We start from the raw sequence: 25,740 nt of genomic DNA on the forward strand, positions 1-25,740 counted from the left end.
ATCCTCCTTAAAGGTTTAATTAATGAGAATATCATAGCATATTTTCTTTTTTTTGTCTAATTAGGTGGCAGTTCTTACCCAAATTGTCTAAATTTTGCTACAATAAGACTATACCCTTTCAAGAAAGGAATCCAATGACCAATCTCATTCAATTTAAAGACGTCAACCTTATCAGACAGGGTAAGGTTTTATTAGAAAATCTCAATTGGGAGGTCCATCAAGATGAACATTGGGCCATCCTAGGACTTAACGGTGCTGGAAAGTCCAGTCTATTACGCATCTTAACAGGGGAATTTTGGCCTAGCTCAGGAACTGTTACCGTTTTAGGACATCGCTTTGGCAAAACCGATATGAGCCAACTTCGTCAAAAAATCGGCATTGTCAGCTCCTTTATTGCTGAACGGCTCCCGAATGATATGTCAGCTGAACAAATTGTCTTAACAGGCAATTACAAATCCTCTATTCTTTATAAAGCTTTCGACCAAGCTGAGCTTGATGAAGCAAAAGCCATGTTAAGGCAATTAAAGGCAGGCCATATAATCGGTCGGCACTATGCGAGTTTATCCCAGGGGGAAAAACAAATTGTGTTGGTTGCCAGAAGCTTGATGGCTAGTCCAGAACTTTTGATTCTGGATGAGGCCACCTCCGGATTAGACCTACTAGCTCGGGAGACCTTATTGAGCCAGTTGAATCAAATCATCACTCTACCTCACGCGCCACTGCTACTCTATGTCACACACCATGCAGAAGAAATCACCAGCTCCTTTAGCCATGTTCTCCTCCTTAAGGAAGGGAAAATTGTCGCACAGGGACCTAAAAAAGCTATCTTCCAGATAGAGCAGTTACACGACTTTTACGATCAACCTGTTTCCCTTCACCCCTTGGGACAAGAGCGTCTCTTCATCCAACCCAAACTCGACTAACTAAGAGCTACACATCAAGAAACAGGAGCTAGGCCATAAGACTAGCTCCTGTTTTCATTTAATTGAGATACTGCTCGATGGCTGTATCAGCAGCAATGCGACCAAAAGTAAAGATATCTGTTAGGGAATTGCCTCCTAAGCGATTACCCGCATGTATTCCACCAGCTACCTCTCCTGCAGCAAAGAGACCTGGGATAATATCACCATCTGCTGTTAGAACCTGAGCTTTGGTATTAATCTTGAGGCCACCCATGGTGTGATGAGTCGCAGGTTTACGAGGCGTTGCGTAAAAAGGTGCCACTTCGACCTTCAAATCAAAGGCCCCTTTACCAAATTCCGGATCAAAGCCTTCATCGACATAACGGTTGTAATTGCTAATGGTTTCTACTAAGACCTCAGGTACAATCCCGATTTGTGTCGCCAATTCTTCCAGACTATCCGCACGGTGCAGCGTTCCCGCAGCAACTTGAGCATCAATTTTTTCCTGACTTGTATTGTAGGCCGTAGCTTTGATGCGATCATCTGCAATCAGATAGAAGAGACCACCGTTATCAATAGCAGCTTGGGTTAGTTTATCACGACTACCATATTCGTCTACAAAACGCTTGCCTTCGGTATTGACCATGATAAAGTTCGCTGGCGGAACCTGAAGTCCAGAAAAGAGTGCTCCTGTGTTTGGATCGGATACTGGCATCATTTGTGAAAAGCCCATCCCTACCAAGTCCGCACCGACAGATTGACCAAGACGAATGCCATCTCCAGTCAAAGCAGGAGAGTTAGATGTCTTAATGTCGTCATCAATATGACTCCAATAGGTATTGTACTCTTGCATCATCTTAATATTCGCCGCAAAACCTCCTGAAGCAAGGATAACCGCAGCACCCTCGACTCGGATTGTTTGCCCATTTCGCCCTGTTCCTACAATTCCTGTGACCTTACCATCGGTAACGATTAATTCCTTAACAGGAGTATCTGTCAAAATCACACCACCATTGTTGCGAACATAGTCTTCTAGCACGGAAATGAAGGCGTAGCCCATTGGAACAACAGGTTTATGCCCGCGTCGCCAGAGAGCACCGACTGGCATGGTTACTTCATCACGAACGAATTTTACACCTATATCTTCTAACCAACGAACCGATTCTAAAGCTCTGTCGGTCAATTCTTTCACCAATTGGTAATCGCCATGAATTTCCTGCCCATTTTGATCATACCGTTTCCCACCAAGATAGGTTTGAATGCGATAAAGCAAGGTTGAGTCAAACAAGTACGATGGGTCTTTCAGATAGGTTTCCAATTGACCTTTTAAGGCCCGGAAATCATCCAAGTATTCTGGATCAATCGTACTTTCATCGGTATCATGCAGGGATTGAAGATTGTGATCCTCACCCCCATTAGCTACAAAGGTTTTCTGCCATTCTGGATCTGGCGCATTCATCGGTCCTCCAGCACGGACAGTATTCCCACCTAAAGCTGGGAATTTTTCAACAAGAACCACACGTTTACCATGCTGAAGCGCCCGAGCTGCTGCAGCTAATCCGGCGCCTCCCCCACCAACGACGACTAAATCAACTTCATAAGACTTGTCTTCACCATCAAGAGCACTTGGTGCTTTAGATCGTTTCCTAAGGATATCCGGGTTACCCCCAGCTTGCTTAACAGCTCTAGCTACCCCGTCAAGAACGCCATTTGAGGTCACGGAAGCACCCGAAACAGCATCTACATTAAGCGTTTGTCCTTCAATAATTTCTGCTGGAACACGGCTAAACACAATATCCGCAATCCCAGATGATTCCCCTTCGGTATCAATATCAATTTTCTCAATACGGTCCTGAGACAGCGTTACCGACATAGGTAACTTCCCATTATGACCGACTGCTGTAACCTCATACGTCCCAGGCTTTAGAGCTAATTCTTCTGGCTCATTTAATTGATTGGCAATTTTCGCAAACCTTAAGAAACGGAAGAAACAAGAATCCAAGAAATCAACAGTTCCTTCATTTTTCAGATTCCCTTCTTCATCAAATGCCTGATGGGCGCGTCCCAACAAGAATTCACTGCCTGGCATAACTGTAGCATTAACGCCAGGCGCATCCAGGATTTGACGAAGATGTAATTGAGCCCGGGAAGACCCCTGAACATCATAAGAAGCTCCAACTATCATGACTGGCTTCCCATCGAGGGGGTGAATCATAAAGGACAACCATTCAATCAAGCTGTTTAAGGCTGAAGGAACAGAGTGATTGTGTTCAGGTGTTGCGATAATAACACCATCAGCTTCACTAATTTTGGTGTTAAATTCCTGGATTACAGGAAGATTAGTTTGATCATCCGTCTCATTAAACATTGGAACATCCTTAATCTCTAGGACTTCAATGTCAGCCTTTGATGAAAAGTGTTTAGCCATAAAATGCAACAAATCTCGGTTATATGATTTCTTTGCATTCGTTCCAACAATTCCAATAAATTTCATGCCTGTTCCTCCCTATTCTGCAGCAGCTTCCCAAGAAAACTGACGTTTTTTTTCAGTGTTTAACCCATGAGCAGCTACCAATTGATTCGTCATGTCAACAAACGTTAAAAATTCCGTAAAGTCTTCTTCTAGCTCAGCCAGCTTTTCGGGAAATACCAGTTGACCACTAGCGTCAAAAGCCTGTTCAGAATGCCCTAGCAAAAATTCATTTCCCGGCATGACCCTTGCTTTTAGTTCTGGTGCATCAAGGATTTGACGAAGATGAGCCTGAGCCCGGGAAGAACCAAGCGTTCCTAACGAGGCTCCAACAACCATTGTCGGTTTATTGATCAAGGCTCGACTCGTATATGAAATCCATTCCAGCACACTTTTTAGAGGTGCTGGAATCGTGTGGTTGTATTCTGGCGTCGAGATAATAACCCCATCAGCCTCAAGAATTTTTTCTGATAAGGTTTCCATTTCAGCAGGTGCTTGTTTATCTTCAGGTTCATTAAAGGCTGGAATATCTTTAATTTCTAAAACCTCAATAGAGGCATGCTCTTGGAAATGGTTAGCCATAAATTGGACTAACTTTCGGTTAGTGGAACGGTCTGAGTTTGTTCCGACAATCGCTACTAATTTCATAAGCAACTCCTTTTTGTTAACTTTTACACAAAATATATAATTTTTATCAAAAAAATGCAAGCGATAACAGTTAAAAAGTTTATTTTTTCACAATATAAAAACAAAAATATAGTAAGAACTTTGGCAAAATGATAGGATTTTTTTTATTCACAAAGTTTTTCATTAGGCAAAATCTTCTTTTTGAAAAAACTATTTTTTGTCTTTATTGACAAATAATGATTTCCATGTTATCTTTTTCTTGTGATATTTTTTACAAATAGGATTTTAGAAAGGAATTCATATGACACCTTCAATCAATCGTTGGCGTGTAATTATCGCCTCCACAGCAATCCTTTTATGTACAGGAGCTGTTTACGCTTTTAGTGTTTTTGCAGGGCCACTTTCTGCTCAAACTGGTTGGTCAATGGGAGAAATCATGCTTGCTTTTGCAATCAATTCAGCCATTGGTCCTATTCCTATGATTTTAGGAGGGTATCTGGTCGATAAAGGCTATGTTAAATGGACCATCGCTATTGGTGCCATCTTATTTGCCCTCGGTTTTTACTTGACAGGATATGTCACCAGCCCTGCCATGCTTTATTTAACTTACGGTTTAATGGCTGGTTTAGGACAAGGTTTTGCCTATTCAGGAGCACTCTCCAATACCCTACGTCTTTTTCCTGATAAACGGGGATTAGCTTCCGGTATTCTAACTGGAGGCATGGGATTTGCTGCTGTAATAGCGTCTCCTCTTGCCAGTCACCTTATTCAAAGCAATGCTGGTGATGCTAAGTTGGCTTTCCGCACAATCGGGCTGGCCTATATCGTGATTGTTCTGATTGCCAGCTACTTTATCCAACCTGCTCCAGCTGGTTTTATTCCCAAAGGATGGACACCTCCTCAAAAAGCTGGCGCTGGCCTCACTAATAAATCATGGAAAGATATGCTTAAAACGCCCTTATTTTACATTATCATCTCTATGTTTTTTGTTGGTGCCTTCTCTGGTCTGATGATCGCCTCCCAGGCCTCCCCGATTGGAACCACTATGTTTGGACTGTCTGCTTCAACCGCTGCACTATATGTAAGCTTGTACTCCATCGCTAATTCTAGCGGCCGCCTCATCTGGGGGTCTGTTTCAGACAAAATCGGACGTAGCAATACCTTAACCATTATTTACGGTGTGGTTGCCCTATCGCTTCTAGCCTTGACCATTATTCCTGGACAGTTTGGCTTTACCATTGGTATTATTGGTCTTGGAATCTGTTTTGGCGGTGTTATGGGTGTCTTCCCTTCAATTGTTATGGAAAACTATGGACCAGCTAATCAAGGGGTTAACTATGGGATTGTCTTTACCGGATATTCCTTGGCAGCTTTCTTTGCACCTCGGGTTGCTGTTCAAATGGCAACAGCAAATGGCGGAGATTATTCAAACGCCTTCTATGTGGCTATCGTCCTTGCCATAATCGGGCTTGCTTTAATCTTTGTTTATAAGGCTGTTCAGAAAAGAACAGCCTAACACCAAACGACAATCAAAAAGAGACTAGTCTGATTAAAGTCAGATAGAACTGATGTTCTCGCATCACCTAGTGTCCGTGTGATTTTCGCAAAGTACCCGATTAAAGATTAGCACATACCATATTTAAGGGAGTAGCAGAAAATCGGTAACCGAATAGGTTCGATTTCCCCTCCCTTTTTCATTTTTAGCTACGGCCTGAGGGTCTATCCCCAGACCTTCTCACTCCCACCTCCGCATAGCTCAAACAGTCAGAAAGTGACTGTTTGAGGTTGGAAATAGTGGAAACGACGTTTCCCTCTTTTGTTAGGTCTCTAAAAACTGATGAAATCGGCGACTTAGAGGCCCACTCAGCAGTGGCTCATTGGTACTAAAGCACCTAATGACCTATGCAGGAGTAACACTAAAACTGGCATAGTCAGTCAGTGTTACTCCCAACCACTGCGACTTGTTTAAGTGATGATAAATGATTAGAAGGCTAGGACTTTTGTCCCAGCCTCTTTAGTATATCCTCAAAAAGTTTCTAGCCTTTTTGTTTTTCCACCATGACTAAAAAAGGTGGGTTGTTGATTTGGTTAATGGTTTTATAGACCGCTACTGTAAAAGCCTGTTGAGGAAGGCTTTTGACAAAATCAAGAACAGCGTCCTTCTCGACCGCGCCCCCCTCGTGACCATAGTAGATCATAATTGCTATGCGACCACCAACTTCTAGCAAATCGCAGATTTGTTCAATGGCTGACAGGGTAGTCTTAGGTCTTGTAATTACTGTCTTATCCGCTGACGGTAGATAACCTAAGTTAAAAATGGCAGCCTTGGCCTGAGTAACTCTCTGGCCAACCTGCTCGTGGCCTTCCAGATAAAGTTCCGCATTGGTTAGACCAGCCTCACTCAATCGTTTTTGAGTTGCTTCAAGGGCTGGTTCCTGAATATCAAAAGCCACCACGCGACCAGCACGTTGTGCCAAAAAAAGAGTGTCATGGCCATTCCCCATCGTGGCATCTATGGCGGTGTCTTGATCTGTTAGAATCTCTTCTAAAAAAGCATGGGCCATATGGAGAGGTCTTAACATCTTCACTCCTCCCCTAGTTGAATCTTAGGCACATCGTGTTGAACCAACTCTACACCTTTAGCTGCAATCAACTCAAGTGCAAAAGGGTGTTGCCGATAGGCAGCCTTGTATGTGATTTTTTTTATCCCTGCTTGGAGCAAAGCCTTGGTGCAGTTAATGCAAGGAAAATGGGTAACATACAGTTCCGTACCATCCGTGGACAACCCTTCCTTGGCACACTGGATTAAGGCATTCATCTCCGCATGTACCGTACGAATACAATGCCCCTCATCCATCTGATGACCCGCTTCGTGGCAATTTTCAGTCTGAGAAACTCCACCATTATAACCGGTAGCAATAATCCGCTTATCACGGACCAGGATGGCACCCACATAGGCTCGGTCACATGTTGAGCGTTTTGAAATCAAATCAGCATTGGCCATAAAGTAGTCTTGCCACGTTAATCTTTCCATAAAATCCCATCACTTTCTGCTATACCAAAACTTTTCTAAAAAACACCTGCTTCAGTCATCCATCAATCCAAGAGATGCTAGGTCTTTCTTCAGATTTTTTGTCTTTAATAGTCTATTGAATGCCTTTATCATATCACAAAAACCTGCTAATTTCTAGCAGGTCTTAACTTTTATCATAATCGTAATGTCATGTCAATATGAGGGATGCCATCTTCTAGATAAACGTCACCAACTGGCTCAAATCCAAAGCTAGCATAGAAATCTTGCAAATGAGCTTGGGCTTGAGCATGAAGGGGTAATCCCGGATATAGTCTTCTGGTCACATCAAGGGCTTTTTCAAGCAATCCGCGGCCTAGACCTTGCTTTCGAAACTTCGGGGATACAATCACCCGCCCCAGATGGACACCGTCCTCGGCCTCAATCAGACGAAAATAACTCGCGAGAGCGCCATCGCGCCAATTCATCCCGTGCAGATAGGTTAAATCTGATTGATCGACTTCCTGATAGGCACAGGCTTGTTCAACGACAAATACTGCTACGCGCAGCTCATAGATGGCGTGCAACTCCCTGGTCGTCAGTTCATCAAAGTCCTTAACAGTCCACATGGAATGACTCCTTATCGTTGCTTGCTTTGGAAACGCCATTCGAAGCGCTTCTGGTCGTAAAAGGGATAGGTAATGGAAGCAATGGCAATCGCTAATAGCCAACCTGCCAATACATCTGAAGGGTAGTGAACGCCAATGTAAAGACGAGAAACACCTACGGTAGCTGCAAGGAGGATGACTAGAGCTTGCAGCAGTCGCTTACTGAGCTGAGAAGTCTTTACTCGCTGGTTCATGATAATGCATAGACTCAAAGCGACAATCATAGTTGATGCCGCATGCCAGCTCGGAAAGGAAGCCCCAATAGGATCTTCAATCAAGTACTCCAAACTTGGTCGTTCGCGATTATAGACCATTTTCAACACCGTTGAGGCGACTCCCATGATAAGTATATTGCCCAACATCAAAATGCCTTCGGCACGCCACTTACGAACATAATAAAAGAAAGCCGCAATCAAAGCCGTATAAGCCAAAATGATAGGGGTATTGCCAAGCAAGGTAACTAAGCGATAAAAGCTATTGAGAGCATCAGGAAGCTCTCCCCGAAGCCAAATTTGGAAATCTCCATCAAGGGCAGTCAGGTAAGCAGGGTAAAACTTGACTGTATAGCCAAGTATGACAAAGAATAAAAGGGCAAAAGAGCCCTGTGTAAAGTATTTTTGTTTATTTTTCATAAGGTTTTAAAATAGGTTTCATGACGGTATAAAGACCATAGAAAGCAACGGATAAGATAATGCCTTGCAAAAGATTAAAGGGCACTACCATGGCAAATAAGTAATTGCCAAGACCTAAAATGGTTTTAATGTCAAAGTTAGCATAGGCTGCATACAAAGGAACAGCGTAGATATAGTTAGCAACCAACATTCCTAAGGTTGACCCAATCGTTGCAACAATGGCTGCCATCCAAAACGATTTTGGTGTTTTCTTTTTTTTCCAAATGAGGGCAAAACTGAGAATAAAGATCCCCATGGCCAAAATATTCATAGGCAGACCGATATAGGTCGAAACACCACTACTATTGAGCAAGAGCTTCAAGAGCGAGCGAATCAGTAAAATCGTCATTCCTGATTTGACATCTAATATAGCAAGTCCAATCAAGACTGGCAAAATGGAAAAATCCATCTGCAAGAAATCTGCTCCCGGTATGAGGGGCAGTTGGAAAAACATCAGCAAAAAAGAAACTGCTGAGAGAATGGCTACTAAGGCCATTTTACGTGTGTGTGTCATTCAAGTTTCCTCCAATTTTTAAAAATCGAAAGAAGCTTCGAAAACAAGACACCCTTATCTTATCAAGCTTTCCATAAAGAGACCTTAAATGCATTAAAAGACTCAAAAAAGAGTTAGGATAACTTTTTTCAAGAAAGGCTCCTGCCTTCGTCTTCTCCCATCCAGACTATACTGTCGGTTGTGGAATCTCACCACATCAGCTTACGCTCGCGGACTTAAGCACCAGTATCTGATGCCCTCACCGCCGGTCGGGAATTACACCCTGCCCTGAAGACTCTTTAATGATAACAAAAAGGCTATTAATATGCAAGGATTCTGTTGCACGATAAAAGGCTTCCTGACGGAAGCCTCAGATTTATGCTACGATCGCTTTTGCGACTTCTTCTGTCGTCATGCGAGAGAAATAGTGAGTCGTGTCAATGGTTTGGAGTTTTTCGAGAACGTCTTGGTATTCATAGCGCGTGCCTACCAAGAGGTTTTCAATATCTGACACATCGCCAATTCCAAAGAAGTCTCCGTATATCTTGATGGACTCGATAACTGATTTTTCCACTTTAGCAAATGTTGAGATTTTTCCTGCAGGGTAGCGAACATTACGCTCGATAGTGTATTCTGGTGTTTCTCCAAAATTCCAATCCCAAGTACCAAATTTGGTATCACGAATCTCTTGGATATGCTTGAGTTCGTCTTCTGAAAGGACGTATTCCGTCATATCAGGGTATTCTTTTTTCATCTGCTCTAGAATGGCATCGCTAAATTCTTGAACAGTGATTTTTTCTGGCAGTTCATTATTGATGTTGGTGACACGAGCACGAACAGACTTCACCCCTTTAGATTCAATCTTGTCCTTAGAGACTTTGAGCGCATCGCCAAGGACTGTCATATCCACATCAAAGAGGAGACAACCGTGGTGCATCATGCGACCTTTGTAGTAAGCCTGGGCGTTCCCACAAATCTTCTTGCCATCAATTTCAAGGTCATTACGACCTGTAAAGTTGGCTTCTACACCTAGACCAGCTAGGGTATCGATCACTGGCTTAGAGAACGTCTTAAAGTCGAAAGCACCTTCATCAGCTTTGTTTGAAATGATGGTGTAATTAAGGTTGTTAAGGTCATGATAAACAGCTCCACCACCAGACAGACGGCGGACCACATGAATGCCGTGTGCATCTGTGTATTCTTTATTGATTTCTGAAATCGCATTTTGGTGCTTACCAATGATGATCGCAGGCTCATTGATCCAGAGGATAAAAATCTCATCTTCTCCCGTTAATTCACGAAAGGCATAGGACTCCAAAGCGATATTGTAAGCAGGGTCATTTGAGTTATTGACAATATATTTCATGGTCATCTCCTGAAAAATGAATGTCGCTGAAAGCGCTATGTTTATTATACCAAAAATAGCTAGAATTGGGCAGTTTAAAACCACCTCAATGAGATTCTTAAAGTATTTTTTAAATAGAAAAAGTGTGTGGATTTTTGACCAAAATAAAACGAGTGTCAGGATTGATCACTCGGCACTCGTTTTTGATTTAGCTCTTATCTGATCTGTCAGATAAAAGATCTAAGCTTATTTACGTTTTGGTGGGTTGTGGATCGCAACACCAAGGACATCCAAGAAGGCTTCGTACATCACTTCTGAGAATGTTGGGTGTCCGTGGATAGATGCTGCTACATCATCAACTGTTAATTCAGCTTCCATAATGGTCGCTGCTTCGTTGATCATTTCAGCTGCAACTGGACCGATAATGTGAACCCCAAGGATTTCATGGTATTTGGCATCCGCAATAACCTTAACAAAACCGTGCGCTTCATTAGATGCAATAGCACGACCGTTACCTGTAAAGCTGTTACGTCCAATCAGGATACCATCTTTTCCGTATTGCTCAATAGCTTGTTCTTCTGTTAAACCAACCATAGCAATCTCAGGATGTGTGTAGACTGCAGCTGGTGTGTAGTCCAATTTAGCCTTGTGGTGGTTACCTTGGATAGCATTTTCAGCTGCAACTTCACCCATACGGTAAGCCGCGTGAGCAAGCATTTTCGTACCGTTGACATCACCTGGCGCATAGATACCTGGGATTGATGTTTCTTGGTAGGCATTGACCTTGATACGACCGCGATCCATTTCAAGGTTCAAGTTCTCAAGACCAGCCAACTGTGGTACACGTCCGATTGACAAGAGGGCGCGCTCAGCAACGACTTCTTCACCATTGTTGAGTTTGATGGTCAACTCGTTATTTCCTTCAACAATTTCAGATACACCAACAGATGTTAAGAATTTCATGCCTTTCTTAGAAAGCACTTTTTGAAGTTCAACAGAGATTTCACGATCCATACCTGGAATGATACGGTCTGCCATCTCGATAACAGTAACGTCAACACCGTAGGAAGCCCATACAAGACCAAGTTCCACACCGACAACACCACCACCCATAACGGCGAGTGATTTCGGCATTTCACGAAGGTCAAGAATATCGTCTGATGTCAAGACAAATTTAGAATCGATACCCGGAATGTTGATACGAGATACTTTAGAACCCGTTGCAAGAACGATTGAACGTCCTTTGATGGTTTCTGAACCAATCGTAACAGTCTTATCAGGGTTTACTTGACCAAGTCCGTTAAAGATGGTTACTTTATTGGCTTTCAAGAGACCTTGAACACCACCTGTAAGGGTCTTAACAACTGAGTTCTTGAAATCAACGGTTTTATCCATATCGATGGTGTAGTTTGTTGAAGCCAGGTTGATACCACGACCAGCAGCAATCTTCAAACCATCAAGGATTTCAGCGTTTTTAAGGTAAGTTTTCGTTGGGATACAGCCGACGTTCAAGCAAGTACCACCAAATTCAGATTTTTCAACGATGGCAATCTTTCCACCAAGTTGAGCACCACGAATGGCTGCGTAGTAACCAGCAGGGCCACCACCAACGACGATCATGTCGTACTCGTCTGCTGCTAAATCAGCTTTAGGGGCTTGTGCTGCAGGTGCTGCTGGCGCAGCTGGTACTTCAAGACCAGCTGCTTTAAGGTCAGCTTCTGCTTTAGCCACGTCAGCCGCAGGTGCTGCTGCAGCCTCTTCAACCACTTCACCTTCTGCACCAATGTATCCGATAACCTCTGTTACAGGAACGGTTTCACCAGCTTCGCGAACAATTTTCAAGAGGACACCTGAATCTTCTGCTTCAAGTTCCATGTTTGTTTTATCTGACATGATTTCAAGAAGGATATCCCCTTCGTTAACCACATCACCAACTTGTTTTTTCCACTCGATGATTTCGCCTTCTTGCATGTCTACACCGAGCTTAGGCATAATTACTTCAAAAGCCATTTTTGTATTTCCTTTCAGAACTTTTATCGTTTATCAGTCTAATTAATCTAGTTATTCTAGATTCAACTTAGATAATGACGTTTCACCTTAAATCAACAACTCTAATGGATTTTCCAAGAGGTTCTTGAGGTCAACCATGAACTTCGCACCATTCATACCATCGATGATACGGTGGTCAATGGTCAAGCACATTGCCATGATTGGACGGATTTTGATTTCACCATCAACAACTGTTGGTGTTTGGATCGTCGCTGCAACACCCAAGATAGCCGAGTTTGGTTGGTTAATAATTGGGTTGAAAGTCTTGGTTCCAAACATTCCAAGGTTAGTAATGGAGAAGGTTGAACCAGACATTTCAGCAGCTTTAAGCTTACCTGATTGTGCTTTTTTGATGACATCTTTTGAAGCAACAACAAAGTCTGAAAGACTCATCTTGTCTGCTCCGTGGACAACTGGCACCACAAGACCGTCATCAAGACCAACTGCGATACCAAGGTTAACAAACTTGTGAAGTTCGATATCATTGGCATCATTGATCAAGGATGCGTTCATGTAGCGGTGCTCTTCCTTCATCAAGGTACGCGTTACCGCAAGACCAATCAAGTCTGTAAAGGTTACTTTAAGACCAGTCTTATTCATGATCGGTTCAAGTACTTGCTTACGAAGGGCCATGAGGTTAGTCATGTCAATGTCGTAGTTAAGCGTGAAGGTTGGTGCTGTCAAGTAGGAATGCGTCATTCCTTTCGAGATGGCCTTACGCATAGCACTCATCTTGATGATTTCAACGCCTTCTGGTAATTCTTTGGCTGGTTTGTCAGCTGCTTTTTCCGTTGCTGGTGCAGTCGCCTCAGCTTGAGCAGGTTTAATAGCTGCGAGGACGTCTTCTTTGACGATCTTACCACCAACACCTGTACCAACTAAGCTAGCAAGATTAAGACCATTGTCTTCTGCAATCTTACGAGCCAGTGGTGTTGCTTTCGGTTGAGCACCCTTAAAGTTTTCAACGTCGTCCTTGTGGACACGCCCAAGAGCGCCTGTCCCTGGCACCAATCCAAGGTCAATACCAAGCTCACGTGCTGCTTTACGAGCGGCTGGAGTGGCACGAACTTTGCCACCGCCTTGTGGTTTGGCAGCAGGAGCAACGGGTACTTGTACTGCTACTGGAGCAACGTCTTCAGTTGTCGTTACAGGGGCATCGCTGACGGCTGGAGAACCCGCTGCAACAACCGTTTCGGTGTCAACAGTTTCGCCTTCAGCACCGAGATAACCGATAACTTCTGTAACAGGAACGGTCTCACCGTCACCTTTTAGAATTTTAATCAGGATACCTGAATCTTCTGCTTCAAGCTCCATGTTTGTCTTATCAGACATGATTTCAAGAAGAATATCGCCTTCATTGACCATATCGCCTTCTTGTTTTTTCCACTCGATGATTTCACCTTCTTGCATGTCTACACCGAGTTTAGGCATAATAATTTCAATAGCCATGTTTGGTTTCCTTCCTAGTCTTGGTTTGCAGTCTTTGGGTCAAACAAAACCATACTGGTCACAGCAATGCCTGACCAGTAAATTTATACTTGATTAACCTTTGTTGACAGTCTTTTTAACAGCTGCTTTGATTTTCTCAACGTTTGGCAAGATTGCATTTTCAAGAATAGATGCGTAAGGAACAGGTACATCTTCGCTCGCTACACGAACGATCGGCGCATCAAGGTAGTCAAAGGCTTCACTTTCTGATACCATTGCTGCAATTTCACCGATGAAACCACCTGTCTTATAGGCATCGTTCACCAAGACCAAACGGCCTGTTTTCTTAACAGAGTCGATAATCAATTCTTTATCCAAAGGGATAAGGGTACGTGGGTCAACGACTTCAACACTGATGCCCTCTTCAGCTAACTCATCAGCTGCTTGGAGAGCACGTTCAAGCATACGACCGTATGACACGATAGTCACATCTGTCCCTTCACGTTTGATATCCCCTTTACCAAGTGGAATGTAGAAATCAGGGTCAAGAGTCACTTCTTCTTTTTTACCATACTGGGCTTTTGGTTCGATAAAGAGGACAATGTTATTATCCAAGATAGATGATTTAAGCAATCCTTTGGCTTCGTTAGCATTTCCTGGAGAAACCACTTTGATACCTGGGATATGTGTCAACCATGCTTCAAGCGCTTGTGAGTGTTGCGCCGCTGAACCGATACCGGAACCTGATGCCACACGGAAGGTTACAGGTGTCTTAATACCGCCACCAAACATGTAGTTGTTCTTCGCACCGTTATTAACGATAGCATCCATAGCGATGGTGATGAAGTCCATAAAGGTCAAGTCGACGATTGGACGAAGCCCTGTAATCGCAGCACCAACTGCAGCACCAGCGATCGCAGCTTCTGAGATTGGCGTGTCTTTGACACGTTTTTCACCAAATTCAGCGAGCATGCCTACAGAAGTACCAAAGTCACCACCGTAGACACCAACGTCTTCACCCATCAAGAAGATTTTGTCGTCTTTACGCATTTCTTCTGACATGGCCAAGTTAATCGCTTCACGAAGGGCCATTACTTTTGTTTCTGTCATTTCTATTGTTTCTCCTCAAAGATTTTTCAGTTAATAAATTTTAGTTAAAAGATTGAGATAGGATAGTGATTGCAAAGCGTTTTATATGCCTTCGTACCCTAAATGAACTCAGGCTAAAATCCTATAAAAATGCTAAAGCTCCTTGTGGCTAACGCCACAGTGTCTCTTTCTTATTTTTATACGGATTTTTTCCGCCTTGGTATCCTAGTCCACCCAAACGTCTTCAAACGCTACAGAGAGTTCTGGATCTGGGCTACTTTGTGCAAATTCAACAGCGTCTTCAACTTCTTTTTTAACTTGATCGACAAGAGCATCTAGTTCTTCATCTGTTGCAATCTTGTTTTCTGTTAAGTAAGCACGGTATTTTTTAATAGGATCTTTTTTCTTCCACTCATCAACTTCTTCTTTGGTACGATATACCCCTGCATCTGCAGTTGAGTGACCAAACCAACGGTATGATTGAACTTCAATGATAGCAGGTCCGTTGCCAGCACGAACGTAGTCAACAATTTCCTTCATTTTTTCATAAACAGCAATCACATCATTGCCATCTTCAACATAGTGCCCAGGAATGCCGTAAGCTTCCGCACGTGTGTAAAGGTATGGTGTATTGGTTGCTTTAGCAATATCCATAGAAATACCATAACGGTTGTTCGTAATAAAGAAGATGACTGGTAATTTCCATGTAGCTGCCATGTTAACAGACTCATGGAAAGACCCTTCGTTAGTCGCACCATCACCTGAAAAAGCAATAACAACATTATTTGTTCCTGTATATTGTTGGGTAAGAGCGGCACCAGTTGCCAAGGCAAAACCACCACCTACAATACCGTTAGTCCCGTAGTTTCCTTTTTCAATGTCAGCCAAGTGCATAGAACCACCGCGTCCTTTAGAGACACCAGTCGCTTTACCAGCCAACTCAGCCATCATTTTGTTAAGGTCCATGTCCTTTGCGATACAGTGACCATGTCCGCGGTGTGTTAAGAAGATGATATCATCATAAGTCAACTCAGCCATTGCACCAACTGCAGCTGCTTCTTCACCTACTGAGAAGTGTGTCATCCCTTGTACAAAGTTACGACGCACTAATTTGTTGAGGGTCATATCAACATCGCGGATACGTTGCATTTTAAGAAACATGTCTAAGTGTTTTTCTTTAGAAAGTGTTGTCATTTTTTCCTCCAAGGATAATTCTTATACCTCTTCATTCTATTGTAATTTTTCACAAAGTTCAAGTATTTGAACCGTTTTCCTAGAATACCCAGCCATTCTCTAGAAATGCCTTGTTTTCAATGTTTTTTCATTTTTTAATTGTGACAAATTTCACTTTTTTCTAAAAATTGGGGCATCTTTTTCATCCTACTATTCACAAACTTTTTTAGAAGTCTATGGCTACCCTCCTTTCTTATTTTTTTGATATAATAATCTTGTTTCTCTAAGCAAACAATCTTAGCCCTAGATTAGCCCGAGATCCTATCCAGCAAATCTAGTGGCCAGGCGCTCGACCGAGATTCTTTTAGAAAAGAGAGACAATGTTCATCAATCAACAGTCCTGTGAGGTTTTTCGTGACTTTCGAACTTTTTTTAACCCTGTGCAACTATCTGGGGACCATCGCCTTTGCTGTTTCTGGTGCTGCAAAAGGTTTTAAACACCAATTGGATTTGTTTGGCTTTACCTTATTAGCTATCATCACCGCTTGTGGTGGTGGCATGCTCCGGGATATGATGCTCTCAGAGATTCCAGTGGCCTTGGTCGACCCAAAACCGATTTACCTATCTATCGTCGTTTCGCTATTGATGTATGCCTTTGTCATTCGCCAAAAGGTGGACCAGCCTCGGACGCACAAACTTTATACCTTTTTAACCATCACCAACCTGACCTTTGATGCCATCGGGTTGGTCATCTTTGCCTTGATTGGTGCCAGCAAAGGAGTTGAGATGGGGATGAATCCGATGACTTCTGGCCTCCTAGCAACCCTAACAGGTGTTGGAGGAGGAATTATTCGAGACCTCTTGGTCAACGAAGTTCCTATTGTACTCAAGGCAGATATCTATGCTGTCTTAGCCTTTGGTGCAGGCATCTGCTACCATCTCCTAGTCGTCAATTTAAGACTTCCTGAAATTCCAGTTTACATTGCCTTATTTATCATTTGCTTGGTTATTAGACTCATTGTCATTCGCTACAAGGTCAATCTTCCTGGTTTTAATCCTAAGCCGAACCAATTGAGAGAGTAATATAAATTCGATTCCTATGGTTTGCCCAAGTCCAAATGACTCATCAATCGTCTAGCAGAGAACGTCGGTTTTCTGCTTTTTTGGTGTAAAGCAGAGCCTTTTCACGCCATCGTCCTCAAAACGTCATCCATTTTAGCTACTAACCATCTTTAAACACAAGCACTTAAGGTTTCTTTCAGAAAATTTTCAGCTTCGTTTTAGACACGGACGGTAGACTTTAAGCATATACCTTTAGAGAGGAGGATGTTATGTCATTTTTTAAAAAACATGCCTATACTATCCTATTTAGTTCTATTCTTGTAGGAGCAAATACTTATTCTCTGCTCAAAACCTTTGTGATACCATCAGCCGTTAGTCAAGTCGTTGTCGCCCAAACCAACGCCACAACTTCAAGTTCTGATACAACCACTAGCAACGATGCTTCTTCAGGTCAAGCAACGGTGACTGATAGCTCTTATCAAGATGACAACATCTCTATTACCATCACTACCGAAAGTAATGGAGATACGACCTACTATGTGGCCGATATTGAGCTATCCAGTGCTGAGTATCTTAAAACAGCACTCGCTAAAAACACCTTTGGAACTAATATAACGGAGACTACATCAGCTATTGCGAGTTCTAACAATGCCATCTTTGCTGTTAACGGTGATTACTACGGTGCCAATGAGACGGGCTATGTCATTAAAAACGGCGTGATTTACCGCGATACCTCTCGAAGTTCTGAATACGAGGATTTGGCTGTGTATGCAGATGGTAGCTTCCAAACCTTCAACGAAGAGGATACCACTGCTCAAGCCTTGCTCGATAGCGGTGTCGTCAATACCTTTGCCTTTGGTCCAACCTTGGTCTCAAATGGCGAGATAGCTGTTTCTTCAAGCGATGAAGTCGGTAGAGCTATGTCTGACAACCCTCGGACGGCCATCGGCATTATCGAGGAAGAGGACGGCAGCCTCCACTATATCATCATTGTTTCTGACGGAAGGACAGATGCATCTACTGGCTTAACCCTCTATGAGATGGCTGAGATCATGCAATCCTATGGCGTGACCACTGCCTATAATCTCGACGGCGGCGGGTCATCGACCATGTACTTTAATGGTCAGATCATTAACAATCCAACTACCAACGGAAATACCATCAAAGAAAGGGCGGTGAGTGATATTGTTTACATCGGTTACTAATCACAGCTTCCGAAAAGCCGGTTTTGCCTACCTCGGGCTGACAGTCTTTTCCATTGTCTTCACGTTTGTCTATGAACACTTCAGCTACGGCGAATCTTCCCCTTACATGCGTCTCATGTTCCTTGCGCCGTTAGCTGGCATGGTGCTTTGCTTTCTAAGCCTTTGGCAGATGACCTGGCTAACCAACCGCCTGTCCCTACTTCTTTTTAATTCCACTCTAGGGATTATTGCAAGTGGCTGTCTGATTAAGGGAATCATTGAGATTTCTGGTCGATCAACAAGCATGGAACAGCCTTACTGGTATGCCGCAATAGTCTTTTTAGCCATGAGCCTACTAGCCGGCCTCACTCAGACCAAAAAAACCTCTCACAATGTTAATCAGCCATCCAGATTAGCCCGCCACTCCAAGGCATAACATTTTCAAAAATAGACAGAAATCTAAGAATACCAGAGCAACCCAAGTTAACCTTACACCATACATGTTCCTAATGATGGCTATTCCATTTCCAACTCTCGTTTTTAAAGAATTCTTTTCCAAAATCCTAAAATCCACATAAAAACATCTCTAAGAGCGCCTTAGAGATGTTTTTTGTATCGTTACCGGTGGCTGATTTTCCGTGTCAGAAAATCCCCAATAAATTGCACACTAAAAATCAGAATTAAAATGAGGATTGTGGCGACAATCGTGACATCCTGCCGACCGAGGTTATAACCGTATGAAACAGCTACGGTTCCTAATCCTCCTGAGCCAATCGCTCCAGCCATGGCCGTTTCCCCAATGAGGGAGATCAGCGTTACGGTTGAGACGCGAATCAGGTCGGGCAAGCCCTCACGGAGATAAACTAAGATGATGTCCCAAAGGTTAGCACCACTAGCTTGCGCCGCTTCAATCACCCCACCATCCAATTCTGCTAAGACAACCTGAACCTGTCTAGCATAAAAGGGAAAAACAGCCAAAGACAGTGGTACAATAGCAGCCGTCGCTCCAAGTCTAGTCCCCACAATGGCCCGTGTCACTGGAGAAATGAGGGCAAGGAGGATAATAAATGGAATGGCCCGAAAGACGGAAACAATTTTATCTAGAATTTGATAGAAGAAATTATTAGCAATCACACCGCGAGGACCTGTCAGCACTAAGAACAGTCCCCCTAACAAACCCATTATCCCTCCGATAATAAAGGAATAAAAGGTCATGTATAAGGTCGCATAAATAGCGGTTCCCCAACCAGCCTGTCCTTCCCAGCCCATTTTGATAACATTGGGCAAGTTCTCTTGAATCCATTCTATCATTGATGGCCACCTTCTTTCAATACCACAACACTGACACCAGCCTCTTGCAAGGCTTGAGTCGCTTGGTCCACCTTATCATCTGTCGCTGATAAAATCACAATCATCTCCCCAACAGGTGTGTCGTCTAAAATCTCAATATTAGCAAAGAGAATGTTAGCTTTCACATGGAATTTAGCATAAATGTCATTCAAAATTGGTTCATCCGTCGATTGGCCAGCATACTTAAGCTGAACCAAACGACTCCCTTGAGGCAGGTATTTGACGGCATCTTGCTGAACAATTTTACCCATGGCTTCATCAATCCCAGTAGCGGTTTTAATGAAATCTTGGGTCAAGGCCTGTTTAGGACCTGAGAATATATCGAGAACCGAACCTTCTTCAATGAGGTGACCATTTTGCATGACCGCCACACGGTTAGCAATGTCTTTAACAATCTGCATTTCATGCGTGATCAGAACAATAGTCAATCCCAACTTCTCATTGAGCTCTTTTAAGAGAGCCAAAATCTGCTTGGTCGTTTTAGGATCAAGGGCAGAAGTCGCTTCATCTGAAATCAGAATCTTAGGGTCATTGGCCAGCGCACGCGCAATGGCCACCCGCTGTTTCTGCCCGCCAGACAGCTGGGCTGGGTAGTTGTCTGCACGGTCGGACAAGCCTACTAGTTCTAAAAGATTAGCGACCTTTGCTGCCTTTTCATCCTTTGATAAGCCAGAGTGTTTCAAAGCAAAGGCGACATTTTCAGCAGCAGTAGACTGCGCCATGAGGTTAAAATGTTGGAAAATCATGCCAATTTCACGACGCTTCGCCCTTAAATCCTTACTCTTTAAGAGGACTTTCTCATCATAAATAACATCGCCGTCAATAGAAATCTTTCCCGCCGAAGGAACCTGCAGCAAATTGATGACACGCACCAAAGTCGATTTTCCTGCACCAGAATAACCGACAATCCCATAGATATCGCCTTGATTGATATGAATGGTGACATCCTTGACCGCATCTATCTGGCGTTTCTTTTGCTCAAATGTTACATCAATATGATCTAACTGAATAATTGCTTTACTCATAACTGTTGATTAATCTTTCTACTAATTGGATATGGCTGTAATAATCCGCGAGACGAATGTTTTCATCCCCTCCGTGATCACGGCTCTTTTCATGTCCCAGACCAAAGCCAGCGATAGGGACACCGAGAGCGTCAAAAACTGTATGCATGGGACCTGTTCCTGGTGATGTCGGTAAAACCGCCACTTCTCTCCCTTCATGTGCTTCTGCTACCGCAATCAAATTGAGAATAGATGGTGCTGACATATCGCTACGGTAACTCATCTCACCTAACGTTTTAGTGACCACAACTTTTTCAAAGCCCTCTTTAGCCAAATGCTGTTTTATTGTATCTAAAACACCGTCCGGTGTCAATCCCGGCACCAAGCGTACTTCCATCTTAGCACTGGCTTTGGACGGTAAAATCGTTTTGACCCCCTGCCCTTGGTAACCCGTTTGGATACCCTGGATGTTAATAGAGGGCTCAAAAAAGAGATGCCTTAAAAAATCTTCTCGCTCTGCCTTTAAAAGAGGCAGTTTAAGGCCATAAACTACTTGAACCCCTTCAGGGCGACGCTGGGCAAATTGCTCAACCAAGGCGAGTTCACGCTCTGTCGGGATGTTAGCCTTGTCCACCAGTCCATGAACGAGAATGCGCCCATCACGGTCTCTTAGAGTCGTCAACGCTTGTAGGAGATACCAAGAAGCCGAGTCAATGACCCCTCCAAAAGAAGAATGAATATCGACTTCTGCTGAATCCACGGTAAGGTTAAAGGTCACAATCCCTTTATTGCCTCCAGAAATCTCCAGTTGCCCTAAGTTATTGCGAATGCCTTGCTCCCACACAAGAAGGTCTGCTCCTTTTAGCTCCTCTTGATAGTCGTCTAAGTATTTGTCCAAATCAACAGACGCCGATTCCTCAGCCCCTTCCATGATAAAGATAATATTGACCGGCAGGCTTTGATGCTCCTGTAGATATCGGACAATTGCTGAAAGACGGGCCGTGATGTGCCCCTTATCATCATCAACGCCTCGCCCATAGGCATACCCCTCACGAACAGACAAGGTAAAGGGATCAGCTGTCCAAGGTTGATCAGCATCTGCCGGAACCGTGTCATAATGATTGTAAAAAATCAAAGTCTTCGCATCTGGCTTAGGGGATGAAAATTTAGCCATCACAAAAGGCGCCGCATAACGATTATCTAAGGTAACCGTTGCACCAGCCTCTTCAAAAAGCTCCTTTAAATAAGTCGCCACATCTAATAAACCGATTTGCTGGGCAAAGATGGACTTTTTACCAATCAAGGTCTTTAAATGATCAAAATAACGCTGAGCAATCTTATCAGCTTCAAAGGCTTCCAACAATTCTTTCTCTGTTAAGGTCATGTCTTTTCTCCTCCAGAAATAAACCAAGGAGCGTATGTCTCCACACGCTCCCCGTCCTGTTCCATACAAATTACCAAACACAAATTACCAAACTGGCAAGTCAAGTCCGTCAGATTCTTTTTCAATAGAAGTCTTCACAGAGTCTGTGTAGTAAGCGTCAAGAATCGCTTGAATCGCTTCAGCATTGTCTTTGTCTTTCCAATCTTTTGGAGCTGCGATGATATTGACCCATTGTTGTGAGTTTTCATCTTTTTGTTCTACATAAAGCGCATTTTTGTAGTCCAAGTTAGCTGGAACTGCATAGGAGTTGTTAACAATGGCTGCGTCCACATCGATCAATGAATTAGCTGTTTGGCTAGCGTCCAATTCAGTGATGGTAATGTTTTTAGGATTATCAGTAATATCGGCAACAGTCGCAAATGTATCACCAGAAACACCTAGTTCAATCAATCCAGCAGATTGCAAGACATAAAGGGCACGGCTTCCGTTCGTCGGATCATTGGGAATAGCAACGGTAGCATTTTCAGGAAGCTCATCGACTGACGCATACTTATTCTTGCCATTTTCAGTTCCTGAATAGAGACGGATTGGACTCAAATATGTATCCAAGATGGCAACCAAGTCACCATTGTTTTCTTTGTTCCAGTTGTTGAGGAAGCTGTGGTGTTGGAAAGCATTGATATCCACTTCACCTTCAGCAACTGCTGGGTTAGGTTGTGAGTAATCGGTAAATTGTGTAAATTCGATATCGATGTTGTGACCCGCTGCTTCGAGCTCGTCTTCGATTTTGTCCCAACGGTCTTCATCAGCTTCAGTCATGGTCATAACACCAACTTTAACCAAAACTTCTGTAGCATCAGAATCTGATGCGTTAGACGTGCTTGATGAGTTTGAAGCTGGGGCACATGCTGCTAAAAGAGTAGCTGAGGCAAGCGCTAGGCCAGATACGCTTAACCATTTTTTTAATGTCATAGGGATTCTCCTTATATTGCGATGCTTGATAACTGTCTTTATCAAAAAGACTACTTAATTAGTTTGCCATATTTTGAAATCCTTGACAAATACTTATTAAGTAGTAATAGGTATAGTTTTAAACTATATGCTTAAGATTAGTTTGGTGCAACCAATTCATCAGCTGATGGCACGTAGTTTCCACCGAGGAATTTTTCTGAAAGCTCAGCCAATGTTCCGTCTGCTTCCAATTCTTTCAATCGTTCGTTGACTTGGTCACGCAACTCTTCTTGACCATCCGCAAAGATGATGTAGATCAAAGGACGTGTATCTGCTGGAAGATCGATAACTTTCAAGTTATCCAACCCTTGGTCATCCGCGATTGTTTGAGCAACGATTCCTTCAAAGAGTTTGTAGTCGTGCTGCTCGTCATTCAAACGGTTCAAGATAGCTTGGATCGAATCTCTTGTATAATTAATAGTTGTTGTGTTATCAGGGTTTTCTTCGTTGTATTTTTCCAACTGAGTCGCAGTTGTTGTTCCTTGAACAACTTCTGTTGACTTGCCGCCGATATCATCCAAGCCAGTGATGTCACTGTTTTTAGGAACAATCATAGAAAGCGGGTTTGACGCTGTTGGTACAGAGTAAAGATACTTTTCAGCACGTTCATCAGTATAAGAGATGTTATTTACCGCAAGTTGGTAACGGTCAGAGTCAAGACCAGCAAAGACTGAAGACCACTCTGTTACTTCATATTCCAATTCATACTGATCAAGACCTTCAAAAACAGCTTTAACCACTTCGAACTCATAACCCGTCAAGTTACCATCTTCGTCTTCATAGTTAAATGGTTTTGGAGAAGCATTTGTTCCCAAGTAAATTTTTGTTTTTTCAGCAGATGCTTCACTTGATGCTGAGCTATCAGCTGTTGAATCATTAGATGAGCTACATGCAGCCAAAAGTGTCGCTGCTAGGCCTAATCCTGTCACTGTTAAAAGTTTTTTCAATTTCATTTTTGTCTCCTTCTTTTGCTAGGAATCTTTACACCTAGCCGTTTTAAATGACTAGTCTATCTTATCACAAGTCTGGATGTTTGCCCATCGATTCAACCTTATAGAATTCTTATCACGGTGATAGGTTTTCTTTATTGGCTCTAAAAAATGTCCCAAAAAATCAAAAAAAGAGGAGGACAAAACCTGGCTAGATAAACTAGTGGCCGACCTCTCACTATAAATGCTTTATGTCCTTTTCTTAGGAGTTCTTTCACGTTTGTAGCGTCTTGTGAGTTCTGTTAAGCTAGCGATGAGATCATCTGTGATGGCATGAGGCTTCATCCTCCAGCTCCAATTCCCACCCAAGGTTCCCGGGGAATTGATACGAGCTGTTCCATCTAACTCCAGTAGATCTTGCATCGGTGTGATGGCGAGGTAAGATGGAGCCGACCAAGCTTGACGGATCATCGCTTGACTGGCTGATTCACTCGACTGCCGATGGCTATATGCATCAAAAAACGCTCGTGTTTCATCAGTGATTTCATCGTTATACCAGCCCTTGATCGTATTATGGTCATGGGTCCCAGTGTAGACGACCGACTGTTTTTGGCAGTTGTGCGGTAAATAGTCACTGTCATTTTGTGCGTCGTAGGCAAATTGCAATATTTTCATACCCGGAAAACCTGTTACAGCAAGGAGGGCTTTCGCTTCTTCAGTAACCAGCCCCAGGTCTTCAGCGATGATGGGCAGGTGACGGAAATGCTCCTTGAGGCTTTCAAAGAGGTCATAGCCAGGACCTTTAACCCATCTTCCATTCTTTGCTGTTTCGTCGCCTACTGGTATCTCCCAGAACGCATTAAAACCTATAAAATGGTCAATCCTCACGACATCATAGAGTTCAAAGAGCATTCCCATCCGCTCTTTCCACCAGGCATAATCGTCTTTAGCCATCGCCTCCCAGTTGTATATAGGATTTCCCCAGAGTTGCCCGGTTTCTGAAAATGGATCCGGCGGGTAACCGGCAACGACAGAGGGATGACCATTCTGGTCCGTTTTAAAGTATTGGGGCGACCGCCACATGTCACTGCTGTCTGAGGAAACATAGATAGGCATATCTCCGATAATCTGAATGCCTTTTTGATTAGCATAAGCCTTTAGCTGATGCCACTGTTTAAAAAAGAAATACTGAGTGACCTGATGGTAGGTCCATTTATCAGCGAGTAACTGACGGTAATACCTGATAGCAATCCCCGTCCTCTGGCGGATGGTTTCATCTGGCCAATCTAACCAAGAAACCCCACCAAAATGATCCTTGATGGCCATATAGTCGGCAAAATCTAACAACCACTCTTTTTGGTTTAAGATAAACGTCTCATAATCAGCGCTAAACCCTCTAGCACTAAAAGTGTCGACAGCCTTTCTTAACAGCTGATCATGACTAGCATAGACCATATCATAATCAACTTCCTGGTCATTAGCTCCAAAATCTAGCCCATCAAAATCCTTATCATCTATTAAACCTTCATCACGCAGAAAATCCAAGCTAATAAAATAAGGATTGCCTGCAAAAGCAGAATACGATTGATAAGGGGATTCTCCATAACTCAAGGTTCCTAAGGGAAGTATCTGCCAGTAGCTTTGTTGCGTTTCAACCAGAAAGTCGACAAAATCATAGGCAACTTGGCCAAAATCACCAATCCCATAAGGACTTGGTAGGGAAAAAATAGGCATTAAGATACCACTACTACGTTTCATAAGAGCATTCCTTTCTAGAGTTTTTAAAGGGATCATCAGGTTACAACAAGTTACGCAACCGATTGCACTGTTTCGATTTATTATAAATCACTTTTATGGAAATGGCAAGACTTTTAATCAAAAAAAGACAGAA

23 protein-coding genes, 1 pseudogene and 1 riboswitch are annotated in these 25,740 nt (G+C 43.1%); of the genes and pseudogenes, 5 read left to right on the top strand and 19 right to left on the bottom strand.

Features of this window, described 5'->3' with window-relative positions:
• Positions 1 to 134: 134 nt before the first annotated feature.
• The gene (locus tag J2S23_RS00690) at positions 135 to 923 is read left to right on the top strand and encodes an ABC transporter ATP-binding protein (RefSeq protein WP_307120843.1); all 789 of its coding nucleotides are present in this window, start codon (positions 135 to 137) and stop codon (positions 921 to 923) included.
• Between the two features lie 58 nt (positions 924 to 981).
• Here the strand turns inward: J2S23_RS00690 and J2S23_RS00695 are convergent, their stop codons facing one another.
• Together J2S23_RS00695 and J2S23_RS00700 are read right to left on the bottom strand one after the other, a co-directional pair.
• Positions 982 to 3,396 carry an FAD-dependent oxidoreductase gene (locus J2S23_RS00695; protein ID WP_307120844.1) on the bottom strand — a complete coding sequence of 805 codons (2,415 nt, stop codon included), beginning with the start codon at positions 3,394 to 3,396 and terminating at the stop codon, positions 982 to 984.
• Positions 3,397 to 3,408: 12 nt separating this feature from the next.
• Positions 3,409 to 4,020 (bottom strand): NADPH-dependent FMN reductase, encoded by a 612-nt coding sequence (locus J2S23_RS00700; protein WP_307120845.1) that lies wholly within the window; start codon positions 4,018 to 4,020, stop codon positions 3,409 to 3,411.
• A gap of 280 nt (positions 4,021 to 4,300) precedes the next feature.
• Between J2S23_RS00700 and J2S23_RS00705 the strand changes: the two genes are divergently transcribed.
• Positions 4,301 to 5,515: an L-lactate MFS transporter gene (locus J2S23_RS00705; RefSeq protein WP_307120846.1), complete on the top strand. Its 1,215-nt coding sequence runs from the start codon at positions 4,301 to 4,303 to the stop codon at positions 5,513 to 5,515.
• Between the two features lie 520 nt (positions 5,516 to 6,035).
• Here the strand turns inward: J2S23_RS00705 and mnmM are convergent.
• The 11 genes and pseudogenes from mnmM to J2S23_RS00755 all read right to left on the bottom strand — a co-directional run bounded on the left by mnmM (position 6,036) and on the right by J2S23_RS00755 (position 15,946).
• Positions 6,036 to 6,581 (bottom strand): tRNA 5-(aminomethyl)-2-thiouridylate-methyltransferase MnmM, encoded by a 546-nt coding sequence (gene mnmM, locus J2S23_RS00710; RefSeq protein WP_307120847.1) that lies wholly within the window; start codon positions 6,579 to 6,581, stop codon positions 6,036 to 6,038.
• 2 nt (positions 6,582 to 6,583) lie between these two features.
• Positions 6,584 to 7,033 carry a deoxycytidylate deaminase gene (locus tag J2S23_RS00715; RefSeq protein ID WP_307120848.1) on the bottom strand — a complete coding sequence of 150 codons (450 nt, stop codon included), beginning with the start codon at positions 7,031 to 7,033 and terminating at the stop codon, positions 6,584 to 6,586.
• Positions 7,034 to 7,206: 173 nt separating this feature from the next.
• Positions 7,207 to 7,638, bottom strand: a complete 432-nt coding sequence (locus J2S23_RS00720; protein ID WP_307120849.1) for a GNAT family N-acetyltransferase — start codon at positions 7,636 to 7,638, stop codon at positions 7,207 to 7,209.
• 11 nt (positions 7,639 to 7,649) lie between these two features.
• A complete protein-coding gene (locus tag J2S23_RS00725; RefSeq protein ID WP_307120850.1) occupies positions 7,650 to 8,309 on the bottom strand; it encodes a phosphatase PAP2 family protein in 660 nt (219 codons plus the stop codon).
• On the bottom strand, positions 8,299 to 8,862 hold the full coding sequence (locus J2S23_RS00730) for an ECF transporter S component (RefSeq protein WP_307120851.1): 564 nt from the start codon (positions 8,860 to 8,862) through the stop codon (positions 8,299 to 8,301). Before J2S23_RS00730 ends, J2S23_RS00725 begins: the two co-directional genes overlap by 11 nt.
• Positions 8,863 to 9,007: 145 nt before the next feature.
• Positions 9,008 to 9,141: riboswitch (FMN riboswitch) on the bottom strand.
• Between the two features lie 76 nt (positions 9,142 to 9,217).
• Positions 9,218 to 10,207, bottom strand: coding sequence for a lipoate--protein ligase (lplA, locus tag J2S23_RS00735; RefSeq protein ID WP_307120852.1), 990 nt, complete (start codon positions 10,205 to 10,207; stop codon positions 9,218 to 9,220).
• Between the two features lie 225 nt (positions 10,208 to 10,432).
• On the bottom strand, positions 10,433 to 11,806 hold the full coding sequence (gene lpdA / locus J2S23_RS00740; protein WP_442477955.1) for a dihydrolipoyl dehydrogenase: 1,374 nt from the start codon (positions 11,804 to 11,806) through the stop codon (positions 10,433 to 10,435).
• A gap of 57 nt (positions 11,807 to 11,863) precedes the next feature.
• A pseudogene (locus J2S23_RS11350) lies at positions 11,864 to 12,196 on the bottom strand (biotin/lipoyl-containing protein); the annotation flags it as partial.
• Positions 12,197 to 12,283: 87 nt separating this feature from the next.
• On the bottom strand, positions 12,284 to 13,684 hold the full coding sequence (locus tag J2S23_RS00745) for a dihydrolipoamide acetyltransferase (protein ID WP_307120854.1): 1,401 nt from the start codon (positions 13,682 to 13,684) through the stop codon (positions 12,284 to 12,286).
• Between the two features lie 93 nt (positions 13,685 to 13,777).
• Complete coding sequence (locus tag J2S23_RS00750; protein WP_307120855.1) at positions 13,778 to 14,773, bottom strand: alpha-ketoacid dehydrogenase subunit beta; 996 nt, start codon at positions 14,771 to 14,773, stop codon at positions 13,778 to 13,780.
• Positions 14,774 to 14,977: 204 nt separating this feature from the next.
• A complete protein-coding gene (locus J2S23_RS00755) occupies positions 14,978 to 15,946 on the bottom strand; it encodes a thiamine pyrophosphate-dependent dehydrogenase E1 component subunit alpha (RefSeq protein ID WP_307120856.1) in 969 nt (322 codons plus the stop codon).
• Between the two features lie 393 nt (positions 15,947 to 16,339).
• Here J2S23_RS00755 and J2S23_RS00760 point away from each other — a divergent pair, with 393 nt between their 5' ends.
• The 3 genes from J2S23_RS00760 to J2S23_RS00770 all read left to right on the top strand — a co-directional run bounded on the left by J2S23_RS00760 (position 16,340) and on the right by J2S23_RS00770 (position 18,607).
• Positions 16,340 to 17,008: a trimeric intracellular cation channel family protein gene (locus J2S23_RS00760; protein ID WP_307120857.1), complete on the top strand. Its 669-nt coding sequence runs from the start codon at positions 16,340 to 16,342 to the stop codon at positions 17,006 to 17,008.
• A 248-nt stretch (positions 17,009 to 17,256) separates the two neighbouring features.
• Positions 17,257 to 18,192: a phosphodiester glycosidase family protein gene (locus J2S23_RS00765; protein WP_307120858.1), complete on the top strand. Its 936-nt coding sequence runs from the start codon at positions 17,257 to 17,259 to the stop codon at positions 18,190 to 18,192.
• Complete coding sequence (locus J2S23_RS00770) at positions 18,167 to 18,607, top strand: hypothetical protein (RefSeq protein WP_307120859.1); 441 nt, start codon at positions 18,167 to 18,169, stop codon at positions 18,605 to 18,607. The genes J2S23_RS00765 and J2S23_RS00770 overlap by 26 nt, the downstream gene beginning before the upstream one ends.
• A 182-nt stretch (positions 18,608 to 18,789) precedes the next feature.
• On the opposite strand, the gene J2S23_RS00775 is transcribed toward J2S23_RS00770, so the two are convergent.
• The 6 genes from J2S23_RS00775 to malQ all read right to left on the bottom strand — a co-directional run bounded on the left by J2S23_RS00775 (position 18,790) and on the right by malQ (position 25,643).
• Positions 18,790 to 19,482 carry a methionine ABC transporter permease gene (locus J2S23_RS00775; protein ID WP_307120860.1) on the bottom strand — a complete coding sequence of 231 codons (693 nt, stop codon included), beginning with the start codon at positions 19,480 to 19,482 and terminating at the stop codon, positions 18,790 to 18,792.
• Entirely contained in the window at positions 19,479 to 20,546 is a 1,068-nt protein-coding gene (locus tag J2S23_RS00780; protein ID WP_307120861.1) for a methionine ABC transporter ATP-binding protein, read from the bottom strand. The genes J2S23_RS00775 and J2S23_RS00780 overlap by 4 nt, the downstream gene beginning before the upstream one ends.
• On the bottom strand, positions 20,539 to 21,909 hold the full coding sequence (locus J2S23_RS00785; protein ID WP_307120862.1) for a M20/M25/M40 family metallo-hydrolase: 1,371 nt from the start codon (positions 21,907 to 21,909) through the stop codon (positions 20,539 to 20,541). The genes J2S23_RS00780 and J2S23_RS00785 overlap by 8 nt, the downstream gene beginning before the upstream one ends.
• 84 nt (positions 21,910 to 21,993) lie before the next feature.
• On the bottom strand, positions 21,994 to 22,881 hold the full coding sequence (locus tag J2S23_RS00790) for a MetQ/NlpA family ABC transporter substrate-binding protein (RefSeq protein WP_307120863.1): 888 nt from the start codon (positions 22,879 to 22,881) through the stop codon (positions 21,994 to 21,996).
• Between the two features lie 137 nt (positions 22,882 to 23,018).
• A complete protein-coding gene (locus tag J2S23_RS00795; RefSeq protein WP_307120864.1) occupies positions 23,019 to 23,873 on the bottom strand; it encodes an amino acid ABC transporter substrate-binding protein in 855 nt (284 codons plus the stop codon).
• A gap of 225 nt (positions 23,874 to 24,098) precedes the next feature.
• The gene (gene malQ / locus J2S23_RS00800; RefSeq protein WP_307120865.1) at positions 24,099 to 25,643 is read right to left on the bottom strand and encodes a 4-alpha-glucanotransferase; all 1,545 of its coding nucleotides are present in this window, start codon (positions 25,641 to 25,643) and stop codon (positions 24,099 to 24,101) included.
• Positions 25,644 to 25,740: the final 97 nt, after the last annotated feature.

The organism is Streptococcus moroccensis (assembly GCF_030812835.1).
In the GTDB taxonomy this organism is placed as follows: Bacteria; Bacillota; Bacilli; order Lactobacillales; family Streptococcaceae; genus Streptococcus; species Streptococcus moroccensis.